Source organism: Streptomyces sp. SP18BB07 (assembly GCF_036322545.1).
Lineage (GTDB): Bacteria > Actinomycetota > Actinomycetes > Streptomycetales > Streptomycetaceae > Streptomyces > Streptomyces deccanensis.
Window position 1 is genome coordinate 34,247 of sequence record NZ_JAQYWT010000350.1, and the last position, 20,835, is coordinate 55,081.

The 20,835-nt window shown below is 71.3% G+C and carries 16 protein-coding genes; 8 read left to right on the forward strand and 8 right to left on the reverse strand.

From position 1 onward, the window contains the following. Positions 1–5: 5 nt before the first annotated feature. The 3 genes from PUR53_RS35210 to PUR53_RS35220 all read left to right on the forward strand — a co-directional run bounded on the left by PUR53_RS35210 (position 6) and on the right by PUR53_RS35220 (position 2,529). Complete coding sequence (locus PUR53_RS35210) at positions 6–677, forward strand: DUF4097 family beta strand repeat-containing protein (protein WP_329895876.1); 672 nt, start codon at positions 6–8, stop codon at positions 675–677. Positions 678–751: 74 nt separating this feature from the next. Beyond that, a complete protein-coding gene (locus PUR53_RS35215; RefSeq protein ID WP_329910905.1) occupies positions 752–1,720 on the forward strand; it encodes an ATP-binding cassette domain-containing protein in 969 nt (322 codons plus the stop codon). Next, positions 1,717–2,529 carry an ABC transporter permease gene (locus PUR53_RS35220; protein ID WP_329895878.1) on the forward strand — a complete coding sequence of 271 codons (813 nt, stop codon included), beginning with the start codon at positions 1,717–1,719 and terminating at the stop codon, positions 2,527–2,529. Before PUR53_RS35215 ends, PUR53_RS35220 begins: the two co-directional genes overlap by 4 nt. A 52-nt stretch (positions 2,530–2,581) precedes the next feature. On the opposite strand, the gene PUR53_RS35225 is transcribed toward PUR53_RS35220, so the two are convergent. Both PUR53_RS35225 and mmuM read right to left on the reverse strand, forming a co-directional pair. Continuing rightward, positions 2,582–3,637: a LacI family DNA-binding transcriptional regulator gene (locus PUR53_RS35225; RefSeq protein ID WP_329895879.1), complete on the reverse strand. Its 1,056-nt coding sequence runs from the start codon at positions 3,635–3,637 to the stop codon at positions 2,582–2,584. Positions 3,638–3,730: 93 nt separating this feature from the next. Further along, entirely contained in the window at positions 3,731–4,684 is a 954-nt protein-coding gene (mmuM, locus tag PUR53_RS35230) for a homocysteine S-methyltransferase (RefSeq protein WP_329910906.1), read from the reverse strand. 135 nt (positions 4,685–4,819) lie between these two features. Between mmuM and PUR53_RS35235 the strand changes: the two genes are divergently transcribed. Further along, complete coding sequence (locus tag PUR53_RS35235; RefSeq protein ID WP_329910907.1) at positions 4,820–6,214, forward strand: amino acid permease; 1,395 nt, start codon at positions 4,820–4,822, stop codon at positions 6,212–6,214. Between the two features lie 134 nt (positions 6,215–6,348). Here PUR53_RS35235 and PUR53_RS35240 read toward each other — a convergent pair whose 3' ends face one another. Continuing rightward, a complete protein-coding gene (locus PUR53_RS35240) occupies positions 6,349–8,406 on the reverse strand; it encodes an autotransporter (RefSeq protein ID WP_443080402.1) in 2,058 nt (685 codons plus the stop codon). Positions 8,407–8,712: 306 nt separating this feature from the next. Here PUR53_RS35240 and PUR53_RS35245 point away from each other — a divergent pair, with 306 nt between their 5' ends. Further along, the gene (locus PUR53_RS35245) at positions 8,713–9,786 is read left to right on the forward strand and encodes a glycoside hydrolase family 43 protein (RefSeq protein ID WP_329895883.1); all 1,074 of its coding nucleotides are present in this window, start codon (positions 8,713–8,715) and stop codon (positions 9,784–9,786) included. Between the two features lie 11 nt (positions 9,787–9,797). Next, positions 9,798–11,210, forward strand: a complete 1,413-nt coding sequence (locus PUR53_RS35250; protein ID WP_329910909.1) for an RICIN domain-containing protein — start codon at positions 9,798–9,800, stop codon at positions 11,208–11,210. A 7-nt stretch (positions 11,211–11,217) separates the two neighbouring features. Here the strand turns inward: PUR53_RS35250 and PUR53_RS35255 are convergent, their stop codons facing one another. After that, a complete protein-coding gene (locus PUR53_RS35255) occupies positions 11,218–12,930 on the reverse strand; it encodes a rhamnogalacturonan lyase B N-terminal domain-containing protein (protein WP_329910911.1) in 1,713 nt (570 codons plus the stop codon). 193 nt (positions 12,931–13,123) lie between these two features. On the opposite strand from PUR53_RS35255, the gene PUR53_RS35260 reads away from it, so the two are divergent. Continuing rightward, positions 13,124–14,170: a rhamnogalacturonan acetylesterase gene (locus PUR53_RS35260; RefSeq protein WP_329910913.1), complete on the forward strand. Its 1,047-nt coding sequence runs from the start codon at positions 13,124–13,126 to the stop codon at positions 14,168–14,170. Positions 14,171–14,461: 291 nt separating this feature from the next. Beyond that, positions 14,462–16,219, forward strand: coding sequence for a DUF2264 domain-containing protein (locus PUR53_RS35265; protein WP_329910915.1), 1,758 nt, complete (start codon positions 14,462–14,464; stop codon positions 16,217–16,219). On the opposite strand, the gene PUR53_RS35270 is transcribed toward PUR53_RS35265, so the two are convergent. The 4 genes from PUR53_RS35270 to PUR53_RS35285 all read right to left on the reverse strand — a co-directional run bounded on the left by PUR53_RS35270 (position 16,164) and on the right by PUR53_RS35285 (position 20,690). Next, positions 16,164–17,564, reverse strand: a complete 1,401-nt coding sequence (locus PUR53_RS35270) for a hypothetical protein (RefSeq protein WP_329910917.1) — start codon at positions 17,562–17,564, stop codon at positions 16,164–16,166. The two genes, PUR53_RS35265 and PUR53_RS35270, sit on opposite strands and share 56 nt — an antisense overlap. A 67-nt stretch (positions 17,565–17,631) precedes the next feature. Further along, positions 17,632–18,531, reverse strand: a complete 900-nt coding sequence (locus PUR53_RS35275) for a helix-turn-helix transcriptional regulator (RefSeq protein WP_329910918.1) — start codon at positions 18,529–18,531, stop codon at positions 17,632–17,634. 162 nt (positions 18,532–18,693) lie between these two features. Further along, complete coding sequence (locus PUR53_RS35280; RefSeq protein ID WP_329895890.1) at positions 18,694–19,278, reverse strand: TetR/AcrR family transcriptional regulator; 585 nt, start codon at positions 19,276–19,278, stop codon at positions 18,694–18,696. Between the two features lie 92 nt (positions 19,279–19,370). Continuing rightward, positions 19,371–20,690 (reverse strand): jacalin-like lectin, encoded by a 1,320-nt coding sequence (locus tag PUR53_RS35285; protein WP_329895950.1) that lies wholly within the window; start codon positions 20,688–20,690, stop codon positions 19,371–19,373. Between the last annotated feature and the right edge of the window lie 145 nt (positions 20,691–20,835).

Sequence of the window (20,835 nt, forward strand, 5' to 3'; positions counted from 1 at the left end):
ACACCATGCAGAAGTTCGACACCCCCGCCCCGATCTCCGCCGTCCTGAACATCCCCGCCGGGCGCGTGCGGTTCATCGCCGCCGACCGGGCCGACACCACCGTCGACGTCCGGCCCGCCGACGCCGCCAAGGGCCGGGACGTCCGGGCCGCCGAGCGGACCACGGTCGACTACAGCGACGGGGTCCTGCGGATCCAGGCCCCGGCGGCCAAGAGCGAGATCCTCGGCCAGTCCGGCAGCCTGGAGGTGACCGTCCAACTGCCCGCCGGCTCCCATGTCGAGGCCAAGGCGGCCGCCGCCGAGTTCCGCGGTGTCGGGCGGCTGGGTGATGTCGCCATCGACGGCGCGCACGGTCAGGTCAAGCTCGACGAGGTGGGCAGCGCCCGCCTGAACATCCTGGCCGGCGACGCACTGGTCGGCCGCCTGGACGGCCCCGCCGACATCACCAGCGGCAAGGGCGACCTGCGCATCACCGAGGCCGCCCGCGGCACGGTCACCCTGCACACCGGGTACGGCGAGATCTCCGTCGGCGCCGCCGCCGACGCCTCGGCCTCCCTGGACGCCGGCACCTCCCACGGCCGGATCCACAACTCCCTCAGGAACACCGGGGACGCCGACGCCCGGCTCGACATCCACGCGACCACCGGCTACGGCGACATCACCGCCCGCAGCCTCTGACCCCGCCCCGCCCCGCCTCTCACCCCCGCCCCCGCCCCTGACCTCTGACCTGCGGCTCTGAAGGAGCACCCATCATGACCACCCCGGCCATCGCGGCGAACGGGCTGCGCAAGTCCTACGGCGACAAGGTCGTGCTCGACGGAGTCGACCTGACCGTTCCCGAGGGAACGATCTTCTCCCTGCTCGGCCCGAACGGCGCCGGCAAGACCACCGTCGTCAAGATCCTCTCCACCCTCGTCCCGCCCGGCCCCGGCTCCGGCGGGATCCGGGTCGGCGGCCACGACCTCGCCGCCGACCCCCAGGCGGTCCGCGCCACGATCGGTGTCACCGGGCAGTTCTCCGCCGTCGACGGGCTCATCACCGGCGAGGAGAACATGCTCCTCATGGGGGACCTGCACCACCTGCCCCGGAGGGAGGGGCGGCGGGTCGCCGCCGAACTGCTGGAGCGCTTCGACCTCACCGAGGCCGCCGGGAAGCCCGCCTCCACCTACTCGGGCGGCATGAAGCGCCGACTCGACATCGCCATGACCCTGGTCGGCGGCCCGCGGATCATCTTCCTCGACGAGCCGACGACCGGCCTCGACCCGCGCAGCCGCCACAACATGTGGCAGATCATCCGGGAACTGGTCGCCGACGGCGTCACCGTCTTCCTCACCACCCAGTACCTGGAGGAGGCCGACGAACTCGCCGACCGCATCGCGGTGCTGAACGGCGGCCGGATCGCGGCCGAAGGCACCGCCGACGAGCTCAAGCGGCAGATTCCCGGCGGCCACGTCCGACTCCGCTTCACCGACCCGGCGGCCTACCGCTCGGCCGCCTCCGCGCTGCGCGAGGTCACCCGGGACGACGAGAGCCTCGCCCTGCACGTCCCCAGCGGCGGCACCCAGCGCGAACTGCGCGCCGTGCTCGACCAGTTGGACGCCGCCGGCATCGAGGCCGACGAACTCACCGTGCACACCCCCGACCTCGACGACGTGTTCTTCGCCCTGACCGGCACCGACGTCCCCGCCCAGCCGAACCAGTCCAAGGAGACCGTCCGATGAGCGCCCCCCTGGCCACCGCCCGCCCGAACCCCGTCGCCCTCGCGATCCGCGACTCGTCCACGATGCTGCGCCGCAACCTCCTGCACGCGCGCCGCTACCCCTCCCTCACGCTCAACCTGCTGCTGACCCCGATCATGCTGCTGTTGCTCTTCGTCTACATCTTCGGCGACGTGATGAGCACGGGCATCGGCGGCAGCGACCGCTCCGACTACATCGCCTACATCGTCCCCGGCATCCTGATGATGACCATCGGCGGCACCGTCGTCGGGACCGCGGTGTCGGTCGCCACCGACATGAACGAGGGCATCATCGCCCGCTTCCGCACGATGGCGATCCACCGCGGCTCCGTCCTCGTCGGGCACGTCGCCGGCAGCGTGCTGCAGTGCGTGGCCAGTGTGGTGCTCGTCGGCGCGGTGGGTGTCGCCATCGGCTTCCGGTCCGTCGACGCCTCGGTCCTGGAGTGGCTGGCGGCGTTCGGACTGCTCGCGCTGTTCTCGCTGGCGCTCACCTGGATCGCGGTCGGCATGGGTCTGTCCAGCCCGAACGCCGAGGCCGCCGCCAACAGCGCACAGCCGCTGGTCCTGCTGCCCCTCATCTCCAGCGCCTTCATCCCGGCCGACACGATGCCGGGCTGGTTCCAGCCGATCGCCGAGTACCAGCCCTTCACCCCCGCCATCGAGACCCTGCGCGGACTGCTCCTCGGCACCGAGATCGGCCACCAGGGCTGGCTCGCCGTCGCCTGGTCCCTGGCCCTCACGGTCCTCGGCTACTTCTGGTCGACCGCGAAGTACGACAACGAAGCGAAGTAGACAGCAAGTTCCCGCACCCCGCGCCCCTCCAGGGGCGCGGGGAACTGCGCGATCAGCCCCCACGCACCCCCACCGATGAGCGCACCACCACATGCGTCCCCAGCAACAAGTGCTCGCCCCCAGCGGAGCGCCCCCGCTCCAACGCCGTCCGCACCGCCAACCGCCCCAACTCCTCGTACGGCACCCGCACCGTCGTGAGCGGTGGACACAGATCACGCGCGAACGGGATGTCGTCGTAGCCCACGAGGGACACATCCCCCGGCACCGACACCCCCGCCTCGCGCAGCGCGGTCAGCGCCCCCGCCGCCACCATGTCGGTCGACGCCATCACCGCCGTGAAGTCGAGCCCCTCCGCCAGCGCCCGCCGCATCGACCGGTACCCGGAGTCCCGGGTGAAGTCGCCGGTGAGCCGCAGCGCGGGATCCGTCTCCACGCCCCGCGCCCGATGGGCCGCCAGATACCCCCGCTCACGCCCCTGCGCGGTCGTGTGCTCCGGCTTCCCGCCGAGGAACAGGATCCGCCGGTGCCCCTGGGACAGGACGTGCGCGCACAGGGCGTACGCGCCGCCCTCGTTGTCGTACTCGATGACGGTGACCGGCGCCCCGGGGTCCAGCGGCGGCCGCCCGCAGAGCACCAGCCGGGACCCGGCGGCCGCCAGCCCGTCGGCGATCCGCGCGGTGCGCGCCCGGTACTCGGGGGTGTCCGCGCCGCCGCCGACCAGGATGACGGCGGCGGCCCGCTGCGCCCGCATCGTCTCGATGAAGTCCGCCTCGTGCGCGGCGTCCCCGTCGGTGCTGCACACCAGGCAGAGGTGGCCGAGCCGGGTCGCCTCGCGCTCCACACCGTGCGCCATCAGCGCGAACGAGGGGCCGGTGATGTCGTCGAGGACGAAGCCGAGGGTGGGGGTGCCGGCCCCGGCGATCGCCTTGGCACGGGCGTCGGCGACGTAGTCCAGTTCGCGGACGGCCCGCAGCACCTGCGTGCGGGTCGTGGCGCTCACGGGGTAGACCCCGCCGAGGACCCGCGACACCGTGGCCGCCGAGACACCGGCCCGAGCGGCGACGTCCCGGATCGTGCTGCGGCCGCCGTCCGCGTTCTTCCTCGTCATGGCCCACCCCACCCAGCCTTTCGGCACCCTCTCGGTAACCGGTTTCCCCGGAGGGAGGCTAGCAGCGGGTGAACGGCGGACGCCCCGGGTCCGTCAGGCCAGGGACTTCGCGATGGCCGAGATCGCCTTGGGGCCCACCCGGCAGCACCCGCCGATCAGTCGGGCCCCGGCCGCCCGCCACCCCTCCACCTGCTCGGTGGTGAACGTCGACCGCCCGGTCCATGCCCGTGCCGACGCGTCCCAGGTCTCCCCGCTGTTGGGGTACACCACGACGGGCTTGCCGGTGACCCGCGCGGCCGTCTCGATCGCGCCGTCCACGTCGTCGGGCGAGCAGCAGTTCACGCCCACGGCCACGATCTCCTCGACGTCCGCGGCGAGCGCGAAGGCCTCCTCCAGCGGCTGCCCGGCACGAGTGCGGTCACCGGCGATCGTGTACGACAGCCAGGCGGGCACGTCCAGACCGCGGAGCGCCCGCAGCAGCGCCTCCGCCTCATCGGTGTCGGGGATCGTCTCCAGCGCGAGGACGTCGGGGTGGGTGGCGGCCAGGACCTCCAGCCGGGGCCGGTGGAACCGCTCCAACTCGGCCCCGCTCAGCCCGTACCGGCCCCGGTACTCGGAGCCGTCCGCCAGCATCGCCCCGTACGGGCCGACCGAGGCGGCCGTCAGCAGCGGGCGCGTGATGCCCCGCGCGGTGGCCTCGACCGCCGCGTCCACGGCCAACTCGACGCTCAGCGACATGAGTTCGGCCGCCCGCTCGCGCCCGATGCCGCGCTTCGCGAAGCCCTCGAAGGTGGCCTGGTAGCTGGAGGTGATCGCCACGCTCGCGCCCGCCTCGAAATAGGCGAGATGGGCCTCGGCGATCGCCTCCGGCCGCTCCGCGAGCAGCCGCGCCGACCACAGCTCGTCGCTCAGGTCGTGCCCGGCCGACTCCAACTGGTTGGACATACCGCCGTCGAGGACGAGGACATCGGCGGCGAGGGCCGCGGCGAAGGGGCCGACGCGAGGACCGGGGACGTGGGGGAAGCTGCCGGGTGCGTTGCTGGTCATGCCGACGACGGTAGTCCAGGTGCGGAGCCACACCCGAGTGTGTCCAGTACATGAACAGATTGACCACCATGTGGACCGCGGCGGTACGATCACGCCCTCCCCGTCCCCACCCCGCCCCATCCCCCGGGAACCGCGATGACCACGACCAGCACCCCCGAGACCACCGAGCCCGAACCGACCTCACCCGCCGGCGCGACCGCCTCGGGCCGCAAGTTCGGGCTCGCCGCCGCCACCGCCCTCGTCATGGGCAACATCATCGGCGGCGGCATCTTCACCCTCCCCGCCGCCGTCGCCCCCTACGGCACCGTCAGCCTGCTCGCGTTCGTCATCCTCTCCGTGGCCGCCGTCCTGCTGGCCCTGCTCTTCGGGAAACTGGCCCGGCGCAGCCCGGTCACCGGCGGCCTCTACGTCTACCCCCGCGACGCCTTCGGGCCCTTCGCGGGCTTCCTGTCGGCCTGGTCGTACTGGACGATGTGCTGGGTCAGCATCGCCGCGCTCGCCGTCGGTGTCGTCGGCTACGTCGACGTGCTGATACCCCTCGGCGACAGCAAGGTCGTCCTGGCGCTGGTGGCGCTGGCCGCCCTGTGGCTGCCCGCCGCCGCGAACTTCGCGGGCACCCGCTACGTGGGCGCCGTGCAGATCGTCTCCACCGTGCTGAAGTTCGTGCCGCTGCTGCTGGTCGCGACCGTCGGCCTGTTCTTCGTCGACACCGACAACTTCGGCCCGTTCAACGCCTCCGGTGAGAGCGCCCCGGGTGCGGTCGCCGCCGCGGCCGCGCTCCTGCTCTACAGCTTCCTGGGCGTGGAGTCGGCCGCCGTCAGCGCGGGCGAGGTCAAGGACCCCGAGCGCAACGTCGGCCGCGCCAGCGTCCTCGGCACCGTCGCCTCCGCCGTCGTCTACATCCTCGGCACGATCGCCGTGTTCGGCCTCGTCCCGCACGAGGAACTCGTCGAGTCCGGGGCGCCCTTCGCCGACGCCGTGAACTCGATGGCCGGCGGCAGCTGGGGCGGCACGGTGATCGCGCTGGTCGCCGTCGCCTCGATCGTGGGCTGTCTCAACGGCTGGGTCCTGCTCAGCGCCCAGATGCCGTACGCCGCCGCCCGCGACGGGCTCTTCCCGAAGCCGTTCGCCCGGATCGGCAAGGGCGGCGTCCCCGGCTTCGGTGTCCTCGCCACCGCCGTCCTCGGCACGCTGCTCATCGTCGTCAACTACGCGGACGACCCGGACACCGCGTTCCGTGTCCTCGTTCTCATCACCACGTTCACCGGCTGCGTCCCCTACCTGCTGTCCGCCGCCGCCCAGTTGTACTGGCTGGCCCGCGGCACCCGGGAGCGGGTCCGCCCCGCCGGTCTGGCCCGCGACCTGATCGTCGCCGCCCTCTCCTTCGCCTTCTCCTTCTGGCTGATCGCCGGCGCCGGCTACGCGGCCGTCTACCAGGGCGCCCTGTTCCTCTTCGCGGGCATCCCGGTGTACGTCTGGCTGCGGGGGCGGCAGGAGGGGGCCGAGGACGAGGCGGAGGCCACCGCCTAGGTTCGGCCTGCCGTTCCGCCGAAGGCAGCCGACGAGGGGGCGAGAGGCCCGGCGGACGGAGTCGGGCGGCCACCGACCCCCGTGCGGTGACCGCCCGACCCCTGGTGCGCCCCGGTGGGCGCGGTACCTCGCGCTCAGCCCGTGGCCGCGTGCCGCCCGCCCCCGCGCCGGTTGTTCCTGCGGCGCCTGGTGACCGGCACCAGCAGCCCGGAGAGGCAGCCGACGGCGAGTGCGTACGGCCACCAGCCGAAGCGGCCGTCGGCCGAGGCGCTCGCGTTCTGCGTACGGGGGTCCTGCGCGTCGGGGCCGGCGCCGGCGTCGGCGGCCTTCACGGACGGCGCCGGGTTCCCCTTCGTCTGGGTGAGGACGACGTCGTTGCCGTCGCCGCCCTTGTAGCCGATCCGGTACGTGGTGTCGGCCAGCTTCACCTTCGCGCCCTCCCGCAGCCCGGTGAACGTCCCGGTGGTGGCGCCCTTGCCGCGGTGGTCGATCACGGTGATCGTCTCGCCGGGCCCGCCGACGTCGGACAGGGCCGCGAAGTCCAGCCCACCGGCCAGCCGCACCGCCCCGCTCACCTTCAACGGCCGCTCCCGCAGCACCAGTTGCCCCTTGGCGGTCTGGGTGTAGCCGCCGGTCACGGTGAGGCCGGCGACGACCACACCCGCGTTGGTCACCGCCCCCTTCACCGTGCCCCTGCCGGACAGCGACCTGGTCACCTTCAGCCCGGAGCCGCCCACGTCGAGCGTCGCGCCGGGGGTGGTGAGCCGGACGGTCCTGCTGTGGGAGAGCGTCGCTCCCGAACGGAGTGCCAGGGTGCCCCGGGTGACGTTGGTCGCCCCCGTGTAGGTCACCGCCGTGCCCGTCAGGGTCGTGGTGGCCTTGCCCGACTGGGTGAGCGAGCCGCTGCCGCCGATCCGCGACAACGTCACCGGCTTCGCGACGTTGCGCACGATCAGCGAACCGTTGTTGACCACCTTGGACAGGTCGCCCTTGGTGTAGAGGCCGCCGTCGCCCCCGGCCCTGCCGCTGCCCAGCCGCAGCACCGCGCCCTTCTCGACCGTCGTCGAGCCGTTGTAGTACTGCACGGCGGCGAAGGTGACGTCGTTGCCCTTGGTCCCCGCGATGACGATGTCCCCGGCGCCGGGCGCGGAGAGCGTGTCGTGGAAGCGGCCGCCGCCGATGGGGGCGCCCAGGGTGACGGGCCCGTTGTAGTCGAACGTGAGCAGGGAACGGGACCGGGCCGCCAGCAGGTTGATGTAGACCGTCTCGGCCGTGCCCGGCATGAAGATCTTGTTCGTCGTCCCGTCGCCCCACTGGACGTTCGCGCCCTTGATGTTGGTGCCGCGCTTGTTGACGTTCTTGCGCGCGGGCGTCCAGTTCAGGGCGGGGTCGCTGAGCGAGGGGTCGGTGTCGCCGCCCCGGTCCGACCAGCTGTACTGCCCGGTGAGGATCACCTTGCTGCCGGGCCGCGACTGGACGTTGATGTCGCTGCCGTACTCGCGCTGGTAGAAGTCCATGCCCTGGGTGACGGTCTGTCCGAGCGGGGTGTCCACGGTCCAGGTGCCCTGGTTGAGGACCTTGCGCGCGTTCGGCAGCGCGGTCGCGAACTCCGGTCGTCCCGCGTTCACCTGGGTGCCGTTGTCGATGACCCCGGTGAAGGGGTGGGTGCCCGACAGGTCCCAGGTGGCCCAGAGGAACCTCGGCTGGGTGACCAGGCCGGAGCCGCTGATGGTGCCCAGGTTGTACGCGACGTCCTTCAGGGCGAGCCGCAGGGTGCCGTCGACGCGGATGTTGTTCTGGTTGAGCCGGAACGCCGGGGTGTCGTACGGGTAGTGGCCGATCACCCCGGTCGAGCCGCTGTTCCCGTACTGCAGGGTCGCGCCCTTCGCGACGGTCACGGCGGGCGGGTCCGGGCGGGTGACGGTGACGTACGGGTGGTTCCCGCCGAGGATCCGCACGCTCTGCCGTTGCCGGGACTTCGGCAGCGTGAAGTCGCTGTCCCTGGTGAGGACCAGCGTCCCGGTGCCCCGCACGGTGAGCGTGCCGGTGCCGCTGAACACACCGTCGTACGTGGTCGTGCCGGGCGGCACGGTCACCACCGTGTCCCCGGCGAGTGTGACGTTCCGCCCGGCCAGGACGTCGGCGGTCGCGTCGCGCGGGCCGGCGGCGGTCGCGGTCGGGGCGCCGAGCATCAGGGCGGTGACCGCCAGGGCTCCGGCGGCCGACGCTGTCTTGTGGATATGGGTGCGCACGTCATGGGGGACGGTCCGGGCGCCGCCGCGATAACAGAAATCTCCCGCGGGCCTCGGATCCGGACCTCGGACCGGGGCCTCGGACCCCGGTTCCGTTCCTGTGAGCCTGTGTTCATCTCGCGCGACCCGTTGACCTCCTCGTAACACGCCCTTACCTTTTCGGCGTTCGGAATGAAAGATCTTGTGCGATATGTCGAACATTTCTGTTTCCTTTTGTTCCCCCCTCCGAGAGGAAGCCACAGTCACATGGACCGCGACCACATCGTCCCCGAACCCCCGAACCGCCGTCTGCTCCTGAAGGGAGCCCTGGCCGCCGGCGCCCTCACGGCGATCCCCGCGACCGTCGCCCACGCGGCCGGTTCCCGGCCGCCGTACGTCAACCCGCTGGTCCGCAACCGCGCCGACCCGCACATCAACCGGCACACCGACGGCTTCTACTACTTCACGGCCACCGCGCCCGAGTACGACCGGATCATCCTGCGTAGGTCCCGCACGCTGCGCGGCCTGTCGACGGCCGCCGAGTCCGTGATCTGGCGCAAGCACGCCACGGGCGTGATGGGCGCGCACATCTGGGCGCCCGAGATCCACCGCATCGACGGCAAGTGGTACATCTACTTCGCCTCCGCGCCCGCCGAGGACATCTGGGCGATCCGTATCTGGGTCCTGGAGAACTCCCACCGCGACCCGTTCAAGGGCACCTGGGTCGAGCGCGGCCAGCTGAAGACGGCCTGGGAGACGTTCTCCCTGGACGCCACCACCTTCACCCACCGGGGCTCCCGCTATCTCGCGTGGGCACAGCACGAGCCCGGGATGAACAACAACACCGCGGTCTGGCTGTCGAGGATGGCCGACCCGCTGACCCTGACGGGTCCTCAAGTGCGGCTCACAACGCCTGAGTTGGACTGGGAGGTCATCGGCTTCAAGGTGAACGAGGGCCCGTCGGTCATCAAGCGCAACGGCCGCCTCTTCATGACGTACTCGGCGAGCGCGACCGACTTCAACTACTGCATGGGTCTGCTGACGATCGACGCGGACGCCGACCTCATGGACCCCGGCAACTGGTCGAAGTCCCCGACGCCGGTCTTCACCAGCAACGACACCACCAAGCAGTACGGGCCGGGCCACAACAGCTTCACCGTCGCCGAGGACGGCCGCACCGACGTCCTCGTCTACCACGCCCGCCAGTACAAGGACATCGTCGGAGACCCGCTCAACGACCCCAACCGGCACACGCGGATCCAGCGCCTCGGCTGGAAGCCCGACGGCACCCCCGACTTCGGCGTTCCCGTGGCCGACTCACCCACCCCGCACACTCGGTAAGGAGAGCTGAGATGAGACGTGCGTACGCGATGCTCCTCGCGCTCTGTCTGGCGCTGGCAGGCGCCCTCGTCACGGCCGGCCCCGCCGAGGCGGCGCCGCAGACCATCACCAACGGCACCCAGTTCACCGACAGCGGCGGCAACCCCCTGCACGCCCACGGCGGCGGCGTCCTCAAGGTCGGCACCTACTACTACTGGTTCGGCGAGAACCGCAACGCCGACAACACCTTCCGGTACGTCTCGGCCTACCGCTCCACGGACCTGAAGAACTGGGAGTTCCGCAACCACGTCCTGACCGAGGCCACCGACCCGGAACTGGCGACCGCCAACATCGAGCGCCCGAAGGTCATCTACAACGCGGCCACCGGCAAGTTCGTGATGTGGATGCACAAGGAGAACGGCGTCGACTACAGCGAGGCCCGCGCCGCCGTCGCCGTCTCCGACACCGTCGACGGGAACTACACCTGGCGGGGCAGCTTCCGCCCGCTGGGCCAGCACATGTCCCGTGACATCACCACGTTCGTGGACAGCGACGGCACCGGCTACATGATCTCGGCCGCCCGAGAGAACTACGACCTCCAGATCTACCGGCTCACCGCCGACTACACCGGCATCGCCGCCCTCGTCGCCGACCCCTGGCACGGCGGCCACCGCGAGGCCCCGGCCCTGTTCAAGCGGGGCAACGTCTACTTCATGCTGACCTCGGGCGCCACGGGCTGGAACCCCAACCAGCAGCAGTACGCCACCGCCACCAACATCGCGGGCCCCTGGACCGCCATGGCCAACGTCGGCGACTCCACGACCTTCGGCTCGCAGACCGCGTACGTCCTGCCGGTGCAGGGCACGTCGACCACCTCCTACCTCTACATGGGCGACCGCTGGGGCAACTCCCTCGGCGGCACGGTCAACGACTCCCGCTACGTCTGGCTGCCGCTGACCTTCCCGACCTCGACCACGATGTCCATGTCCTGGACCCCCGAGGTCACGATCGACACCGCCACGGGCACGATCAGCGGCGCCGGCGTCACGTACAACACGCTGATCGCCCGCCACTCCTCCAAGTGCGCCGACGTCACCAGCCAGTCGCAGTGGGCGGGCGCCCAGATCAAGCAGTACACCTGCAACAGCGGCAACAACCAGAAGTACTGGTTCAAGTCCGTCGGCGGCGGCTACTACCAGCTGATGACCCGGCACAGCTCCCTGTGCGTCCAGGAGAACGCCAACACGGTCACCCAGGAGAACTGCAACTCCTCCAACACCGCCCAGCAGTTCTCGCTCACCACCACCGGCTCCTACGTGAACGTCAAGTCCCGCGCGAGCGGCGAATGCCTGGACGTCAACGGCGCGTCCACCGCCGACGGTGCCGCGATCATCACGTACACGTGCAACAGCGGCACCAACCAGCAGTGGACGCGCGGGACATGACGGTAGATCAGCTCAGCAGGTCGATCGCGTCGATCGCCGTGCCCGCACTGAGGTAGGAGGTCGTCCCCGAACCGCTCACCACGTTGATCTTCAGCACGTTGTACTGACTCGTGTCCGTCAGCCAGGCGGACGCCGGGACGCTGTAGGTGAACGTGTGGTTGTTGCCCCGGTAGGACCCGTTGGTCAGGGACCGCGTGTTCGGCTGGGTGGGCGGCGAGGGGATGGCCGAGGTCCAGGTGTCGTTCACGACGACCTGCGGCCGGCCGTTGGCGTAGGCCGTCGTCACCCCGATGCGCAGGGTGTGGGCGGCGGCGGCCTGCGCGGCGGTCAGCCGGAAGTAGACGAGGAGACCGCTGTTCACGTCCTTCCAGAGGTAGCAGGGGAAGGCCGAGGTCTCGCTCCCGCTGCCGATCACCACGTTGCCGGTCCAGGCGGCGGCCCGCGTGTCCGACGGATGCGCGTACGTCATCAGGTCGGCGTTCTTGAACCCGCTCGGTGTGCCGTTCCAGTCGTTGATCCGCCAGATCGCGGACGCGTTCGACGGGTCGTTGGTGGACGGGATCGCGATCGAGTTCAGCGTCGTCGTCCCGCCCGCCGTGACGGTCACCGAGGTGGTGTACACCGCCAGCTCACCCTTGAAGACCGTGAGGGTGTACGTCCCCGGGAGCACCCCGCCGATCGAGAACCAGCCGTCCGATGCCCGTGCCGAACCCCAGTACTGCGCCGCAGAGTTGGCGATCCCCACCGTGTACGCGTACGCCGTGTTCCGCCCCGTGATGCCGACGCCCGCCACCCGGCCCCGGCCGCCCGCGGAGACGTATCCGGACAGGCCGAGCGAGTCCGCCCACGAGGTGGTCAGGGTGCCCGGGAACAGCGACGACGAGGGCGCCCCGCCGTCCGTGAACGCGATGACGTACGGGCCCTGGAGGCCGAACCGCTGCTCCTCGGTCTGGTTCTGGCCGTAGTACAGGATCTCGTAGAGGCCACCGCCGTCCGCGCTCTGGTGGCGCAGCAGGGAGCGGTAGAAGGGGCCGCCGGAGGCCTTCTCGTGGTTGCTGCGGACCACCCACAGGCCGACGCTCCCGCTCGTCCAGCCGACGTAGTTGTAGTCCATGACGCGGAGTCTGGAGAAGTGCTTCGAGCGGGTCTGGCCGTCGGACTTCCTGAACACGTCCGAGGCCTCGATGGTGGTGGGCGCGTAGGTGTAGGAGTCGGGCTCGTCGTTGAGGAACAGGCCCGCCTTCACCCGCAGGATGAAGCGGGTCGCGGAGACCGAGGTGTCGGCCTTGTTGGTCCACAGGTAGACGTTGTTCTCGCCGCTGCGGGCCGCGTAGTAGTGCCTCAGCGTGCCGTAGGTGACGGAGACGAGGATCGTCGAGCCGGACTGGCTGATGGTGACGGTGGAGGTGCCGAGGCCGGACTCGATGTGCGAGTTCATGCCGCCGTAGCCCTGGTACTCCACGCCCCGGTAGACCAGCGACGACAGGTCGCCGTTGCTCTTCCTGACCTTGAACACGAGGTTCGCGCCGGTGTCGATCACGTAGTTGGTGCCGTCGTCGGTGTAGCCGAACGTCGCGGCGCGGGCGGTGCCGGCCAGCGGACCGGCGAGCGCTGCGCCGGCGGCGGTGGCGGCGGTACCGACGACGAAGCCGCGTCGGCCGAGCGTTGTACGGCCCGGTGTCGTGCGGTCGGGCGTCGTGCGGTCGAGGGATCCGGACACGGGGGTGCCTCCTCGGAGGTGCGTGGGGGGAGTGCGGGTGATTCGGAAGGGTGACAGTTGAATCGTTTTCGCGAAAGGGCTTTCGCGATGGGGAAGTTGACAATCTTGTGAAAGTGCACCGACATCTAGAAAGCGCTTGCCAAACGATGTACCGTCCAGCCGCCGGGTCATGTCATCCCTCGGAGGAGCCGCAATGAGACGTTTCACCGTCGCCGCGCTGACGGCGGCCGCGACCCTGGGCACGGTCCTCGCGGCCGCACCGGCCGAGGCGCACCGGGGCCGCCCCGGCCTGGGCCTGGAGAACTGCGCCGCGAACGCCTGCCACTTCGACGTCCCGGCCGGCACGTACGACGTGACGGTCCGCCTCGGCGGTGCGGACCCGGCGAGCACGAAGATCACCGGCGAGGCGCGCCGCACGCTGCTCGCCGAAACGGCCACTGAGGCCGGGGACACCGTCTTCCGCAGCTTCACCGTGAACGTCCGCACCCCCGAGGGCGAGCCCACCGGCCCCGCCGGCACGCCCGGTCTCGACCTGGTCGTCGGCGGTTCGGCGCCCGCGCTGGCCGACATCCGGGTGACCCCCGCGAAGCGGGCCCGGCAGATCTTCCTCGTCGGCGACTCCACGGTCTGCGACCAGCCCGGCGATCCCTACTCCGGCTGGGGCCAGCAGCTGCCGCAGTACCTGCGGAAGGGCGTCTCGGTCGCCAACTACGCCGACTCCGGCGAGAGCACGGTGTCCTACCTGGCCGACTCCCGGCTGTGGGCCACCGTCCAGCCGCAGATCCGGCGGGGTGACCTGGTGCTGATCCAGCTGGCCCACAACGACAAGCAGACCGACGGGGCCACGTACCGGGCCAACCTGGAAACGCTGGTCGCGGGCGTCCGGGAGAAGGGCGGCAGGCCTGTGCTGGTCACCCCGATCGTCCGCCGCTGGTTCAACGCCGACGGCACGCTGAACAACGGCACGGCGCTGCTGGTGAACGGCCTGGGTGTCGACCATCCGGCGGTCACCCGTGAGGTCGCGGCGGCGGGGGGTGTGCCGCTGATCGACCTCACCGCCGGGACGAAGGCGCTGGTGGAGTCGTTGGGCACGGAGGGTTCGAAGGCGCTGTACCTCTACAACGAGAAGCGGGACAACACCCACACGTCCGTGCACGGAGCGACGGTCTACGCCGACCTCGTCCGTGACGCCCTCGTCGCCCAGGGGCTGGTGCCCGAGGGGCGGACGAGAGCGGAGTAGAACGCCTGGGGCGCCCCGACCGGAACCGGGGCGCCCCAGGTTTTCGCGGGGCGGGGGGGGTGCGTGTCGGGTGCGGCTCCGGTGAGGCTTCTCGCGCAGTTCCCCGCGCCCCTGAAAAGCAGGGGCTCCGCCCCATGCTTTTCCCCACCGCCCACCAACCCCTGTCCTTCCACCCCGCAGGGCCCGATCTTTTAGGGGCGCGGGGAACTGCGCGAGAAGCCCCACCGACCCGCACCCGACAACACACCCCAGCCGCCCCAGAAACTCACCCCGGTCAGAAAGCGCAGCGCCATGCACTCCCAGCCCCACGCCGACCACACCCTCAGCCCGTACACCGGCTACACCCGCGCCCACTGGGAGGCCGCGGCCGACACGTTGCTGGCCGCCGTGGAGCCGTACGCGACGGCCGACGGGGCCCTCTACCATCTGCCCGGCGACCGCCCCAGCTGGTCCGGCCGGCTCTCCGACGGCCTGGAGGGCTACGCCCGCACCCTCCTCCTCGCCGCCTTCCGCCGGGACGGCACCGCGCTGGCCCGCTACGCGGACGGCCTCGCCGCCGGCGTAGCGGGCGTCTGGCCGCGCATCGAGGACCGTAGCCAGCCCCTCGTCGAGGCCGCGTCGATCGCCTTCGCGCTGCGCGTGACAAGGAAGGAACTCTGGGACCGCCTCGACGACGGCGTCCGCCAGCGCGCAGCGGCCTGGCTCGGCGACGCGCTCACCGCCGAACCCTGGCCCTGCAACTGGGAGCTGTTCCCGGTGACCGTCGGCGGCTTCCTCGAAGAGATCGGGCACGAACCGGAGCTGTCCCGCCGCGTCGTCGAGCAGCGCCTCGACCGGATCGAGCAGTGGTACCTCGGCGACGGCTGGTACACCGACGGTGACGGCCGCAAGTTCGACTACTACAACGGCTGGGCCATGCACCTCTACCCGGTGCTGCACGCCTGGCTCGCCCAGGACGACCGCCTCCTCGCCCGTTACGGTGACCGCCTGGCGACCCATCTCGGCGACTACGCCCGCCTGTTCGGCGGCGACGGCGCCCCCCTCCACCAGGGCCGCTCCCTCACCTACCGCTTCGCAACGACCGTCCCGCTCTGGCTGGGCGCCCTCACCGGCCGTACACCGCTGTCGCCGGGGCAGACGCGGCGGCTGGCCTCGGGCGCGCTCAAGTACTTCCTCGACCGGGGCGCCGTCGACGACCGGGGCCTGCTGTCGCTGGGCTGGCACGGCCCGAACTCCGCCGTCCTGCAGGGCTATTCGGGGCCGGCCTCCCCGTACTGGGCCAGCAAGGGCTTCCTCGGCCTGCTCCTGCCGCCCGACCACGAGGTGTGGACGGCGACGGAGGAGCCGGGACCGGTGGAGCGCGAGGACGAGCTGCGCCCCGTCGGCCCGCCCAACTGGCTCCTGCAGTCCACCCGTTCGGACGGTCTGGTCCGCCTGCACAACCACGGCAGCGAGGACGTGCGCTACGACCCCTTCTACACCCGGCTCGCGTACTCCACCGTGACGGAGCCCGTGCCCCTGGCGGAGCCGACCGGGACGTACGACAACAGCGTGATCGTCGACGGCGACGCGAGCCGCGTCGACATCGAGCCGCTGGGTGTGGGGGAGGGGTGGGCCGCGTCCCGCCACGCGGTCGGCGACAGTGGTGTGCGGGTCACCAGCCTCGTCGTGGCCCGGGGCGCGGTCGAGGTCCGCGCCCACCTGGTGAGCGGCGCGGCGCCCGGCACCCCCGTGCGGATCACGGGGTGGGCGGCGGCGGAGGGCGTACGGGCCGAACTCGCGCCCGCGCACGGCCTGTCGGAGACGGACGGCCCCGGATGCGACGGCACGACGGCCGGGGACGCCACTCTCTTCGTCGCGCTCGCCCGTCTCACCGCCGACCCCGACCCCCTGCCGCTCACGGGACTGGTGTCCGTGGTGGTGGAGGGGGCGCACGACGTGGTCGTGACCTGGGCCGACGGGGAGCGGGCGGCGTTCCGGTTCGACCGCGGGGCTACGGCGTCAGACGGGCGATCCTCAGCGTCTTCGTGGTCGGTGACGCCCCGGTGAGGGCGGTCGTGTAGGACGGGGTGACGGGCGCGTACGCCCAGGTCAGCGTCCCGTCCTTGAGGACCGCGATGTCGCCGGAGATCCGGGCCTTCACGACCTTGTCGGCGCCCTGGAGCTTGCCGTTCCAGTCCACGAGCCGGAAGTGGGTGCCCGTGAAGGTGCCGGTGCAGGTGCCGCTCGCGCACTTGGCGTTCTTCAGCGTCTCGTAGGAGACGAGGAGCCGGTCCTTGCCGTACGGGGCGACACGCACGTTGACGTGCTCGGTGCCCTTGGCGGAGGTCAGGTAGACCGGCTTGCCCGAGGGGGTGTTCCGGTTCTTGAGGAAAGCGAGGGCGACCTGGTGCGTGCTCGTCCTCGGCTTGACCGTCCAGCCCCGCCCGCTCGCGTCGTCCGGGTTCTTCTTGGCGGAGGCCGCGCCGCGCGAGGCGAACGCGGTGGCGTACCGGCCGCTGGAGGACTTCACGAGGTCGCCGGTGCGGCCCGCGAAGGTGCCGCCGCAGTAACCGGCCCAGCACTGCTCGCGCTGGACGACGGGCGCGTTGTCGGGCGCGCCTATGCCGGTGGAGACGAAGAGCCCCGACCGCCAGTCGTCGAAGCAGAGGGAGGTGAAGTTCCCGCTGGTCTCGGCGCGCAGGGCTATGCCCTCGTTGTGGGAGCAGCCCCAACCCCAGCCGCCGCTCAGCTTCTTGCCGGTGGAGCCGACGTAGGCGAGCTTGTCGCCGAAGTGGCCGTCGGCGAAGCCGCCCGCGCCGTGCACGACGAAGTAGGCGCCGTACTTCTTGCCGTTCCAGGCGAGCTGGCCGTCGAGCAGCGGGGCCGTGTCGTCGGAGGACGCACCGGTGAGCTTGGTCCGCCAGGCCTGCTTGCCGTTCTTGTAGCGGACGAGCGCGGCTGCCGTCTCCTTCCACTTGTTGGTGTCGGCCACCCGGGTCAGCAGCGCGAACCCGTCGTTGTGCGCGACGAGCCCCCCGACCTCCTTCGTCCCCTTGACGACCGTGTCGGCACCGGAGCGCTTGCCGGCCGCCGTCAGCGGCGTGACATGGATGCCGTCCGAGGCGGGCCAGGCGACCCGCAGGGTGCCGTTCGGCGCGACCGCCGTCGCCGTCCGCGTCCACTCCCGGCTGTTGTTGTAGCCCGCCGAGAGGTAGGGGAACTTCGCCGACAGGCTCACGGTCGTGTTCGTGACGGTGAGATCACCGGCCGCCGAGGGCGCGGCCCCGGCGGTCGCGTACCAGGCCCCCGCCAGCACGGACGCGGCCACGAGCGACCCGATGACGGGCTTGCGCGCGAGGCGGCGGCGACGGTGTCTGGGCGGGGCGGAGGGGGAGGGTGTTGCAGGTGTCATGCCCTGAGGTCGCCGCCGAGGGACATGAGGTTGCCGTTCGAGAGCGAAATGCTTGAGACCTCAAGGGTCAGCGGGACTCCCCGTCGGACTCCGATGCCGTGGCGGGAACTTCCTGGCCGGCCGGGGCGGGTCGGTCGGCGACCCAGCTCAGCAGCATCTTGAGGGCCTCGGCGGTGGGTGAGCCGGGCTGTGGCAGGTAGGTGATCAGTGAGCGGTCGGGGCGGGCGGGCACGGTCAGCATGTGGTAGTCGAACTCGAGCGTGCCGACGACCGGGTGCACGACGCGGGTGACGCCCAGCCGCTTCTCCCGTACGTCGCCGGTCGCCCACAGCTGCCGAAACGGTTCGCTGCGGATGGCCAGCTCACCGACCAGCGCTGCCAGCTCGGCGTCGTCGGGCCGGCGCCCGGTCAGCAGCCGCAGCTGGGCGACCGTCTCCGCGGCCATCGCCTCCCAGTTCGCGTACCGGGCTCGGGCCTCGGGGTGCAGGAACAGCTGTCGTGCCGCGTTGCGGGGCTGCGACATGCCGCTCACGTCGAACACGGCCTCGGCCGCGGCGTTGGCCGCCACGATGTCGAGGCGGGCGCCGAGCAGCATGGCGGGCGCGTCCCCCATGGCGTCGAGCAGCCGGACCAGCGGCTCGTCGGGCACCGTTCGCGATGCCCGTCGCGTGGTTCTCGCCCCGGCGTCGGCTCGTCGCGGGCGGGCCAGGTTGCGCAGGTGCTCGGTCTCCACGTCGGAGAGGGCGAGCGCCTGTGCGACGGCGTCGAGGACCTGGTCGGAGACCTGCGCGGTACGCCCCTGCTCCAGGCGCTGGTAGTAGTCCGGGCTGACACCGGCGAGCAGGGCGACCTCCTCGCGTCGCAGCCCCGGCACCCGCCGCCGTGTGAGGCTGGGCGGCAGCCCCGCCTGTTCGGGCGTGATGCGCTCGCGCCGGGTCCGCAGGAACTCACCGATGGTCGTCTCCACCTCATCGACGGTACGCCGCCGTCGGCAGCCCTGCCTGGCCCTGCCGGACCCAGGTGACAGCGGACCTTCCTCGACGGCGAACCGGTCGTGACGCTCTAGCGTCGAACGGGCGGCCCAGGTCCGACAGAAGGAGAGGTGCGTCATGGCCGACCGAGCCTGGGACTACGCCCCCTCCGGGCTCTCCCCGGGCCAGTGCGTCAGTGCGACGTGCAGTGCCTCGACGGCCCTGGCCCACGACCGGTCCACGTCCCGTGCCGCGCCGAAGCCGCCGCCGGCCTCCAGGGCGCAGTAGCCGTGGAAGGTGCTGCGCAGCAGGCGTACGGCGTCGGTGAGGTCGGGTTCGTCGAGGCCGTAGGCGCGGAGCATGCCGTAGGTGATCTCGGCGGTGCGCCGGAAGGCGGGGGAGGCGGTGACGAGGTCCTGGTCGACGGGGAGCTGCGTGGCCGCGTACCGGCCGGGGTGATCGAGGGCGTACTCCCGGTAGGCCCCGGCGAAGGCGGCCAGCGCGTCCTTGCCCGCGCGCCCGGCCACGGCCTCGGCGATCTGGTCGATCATCTCGCCGCCCGCCAGCAGCGCGACCCGCGTCCGCAGGTCCTGGAGGTTCCTGACGTGGGAGTACAGACTCGCGTCCTTCACCCCGAAGTGCCGCGCCAGCGCGGACAGGGTGACCTTCTCGAACCCGATCTCGTCCGCGAGATCGGCCGCGGCCTCCACGACCCGGTCGACGGTGAGCCCGGCACGGGCCATGGAGACCACCTCTTCACCTCGGGGACCCAGAACGCCAAGGCTACCGCCCGGTGATCAAGGGCACGGAGGCCGTACGACCGCTGGAGCGCAGGTCAGCCGATCGGCGCGTACAGGACGCCCAGTTTGTCGATCTCGTCGCCCGAGCGGCCGGTGAAGCCCACGATCTGCCAGCCGGAGGGCGCCGTGAAGGTCTTCGTGTCCGAGGTGGCCGTACCGGAGGCGAGGGTGCGGCCCTTGTCCGTGCCGAAGGCGGCGGAGAAGATCCGGGTACGGCCGTCCTTCTGACCCTGCGTCAGCTTCACGGAGGTGAGGTGCTCGCCGGAGGCCAGGGTGAGCGAGGTCGCCGTGCCGCCGGTGCCGCCGTGGGCCAGCGTCGTACCGCCGTCGTGCGTGAGCGAGACCGCGTCGAGGCGGGAGCTGCCGCGCAGGGTCAGGGTGCGGGGCGAGACCGTCGAGGGCAGGTTGTCGGCGTCGGTGAACGCCGTGCCGTGCGGGCCGCCGAGGAAGTCGCTGGCCCGGAGGCGGGAGTTGAGGGTCCAGGAGAAGTCGACCGTGTGCGGGAAGTGGTCGGAGAGGTTGGCGCCCGCGGAGTCGAGGAACTTGGCCCAGTCGTTGTGGTAGCGGGTGGCGGTCAGGTTCACCACGTTGCTGTCGCGGAAGAAGACCTTGTCGACGACCTCGCAGTCGTTGGTCGGCGCGGTCGTCGGGCAGACCAGCGCGTCGGCGCCCAGGGCCGGGGCGACACCGCCCTTGATCAGCTGCACCCAGGGGTCCGTGAGCCCGTTGTCGGACACGAGCGAGCGGATGTTGTCGCCGGTGCGCGTGTAGCGGGTGTTGGTGTCCCCCATGACGATCACCGCGTTGCCCGCCGAGTTCGCCTGGATGAACTGCGAGAGCTGGGTGACGTTGGCCCGGCGGGCGGCGAGGGCCGCGTCGTCGGAGTCGGCGTTGGTGTGCACGTTGTAGAGGTCGACGTAGACGCCCTCGTCGAGCCGCACGCGGGCCAGCGAGAAGCCCTTCGGAGTGAGGCAGTTGGTGCCGGTGCAGTTGTTCCACTTCACCCGCTGGAAGTCCTCGAACGCGTAGTCCGACAGCGTGTTGAGGCCGTCACCGAAGGGCACTCCGCCACTCGTGGCGGTGCGGTAGGGGTGGTTGTCACCCGCGTACAGCGCCGCGTGGTAGTTGAAGTCCTCCTGCACGTTCACGATGTCGTACGCCCCGAGGCGCGGCGATATCAGCGGCGTGTTCTTCTCCGGGCTCCCGGAGCTCAGCCCCTCCGGGAGGCCGGCGACGTTGTACGTCAGCACGTTGAACGTGCCGCTCGTGGCGGCCGCGGCGGGCGTGGCACCGGTGGTGGCGAGGCCGGTGACGGCCAGCGCACCGGCGGCGAGGGCGCCGAGCAGTCGTCTCATGGGACGCGTCGGGCTCGTGGGACTCATGGGGCTCTCCGGGGGGCGGGGGGGGGTAGATGAGCGGTGCTCAGGTTCAACGCCAACCAGTGTGACGTGCAAGGTCAGTTGGGGAAACAGTGAGGGACGTGGCGATCCGCCGTATCCA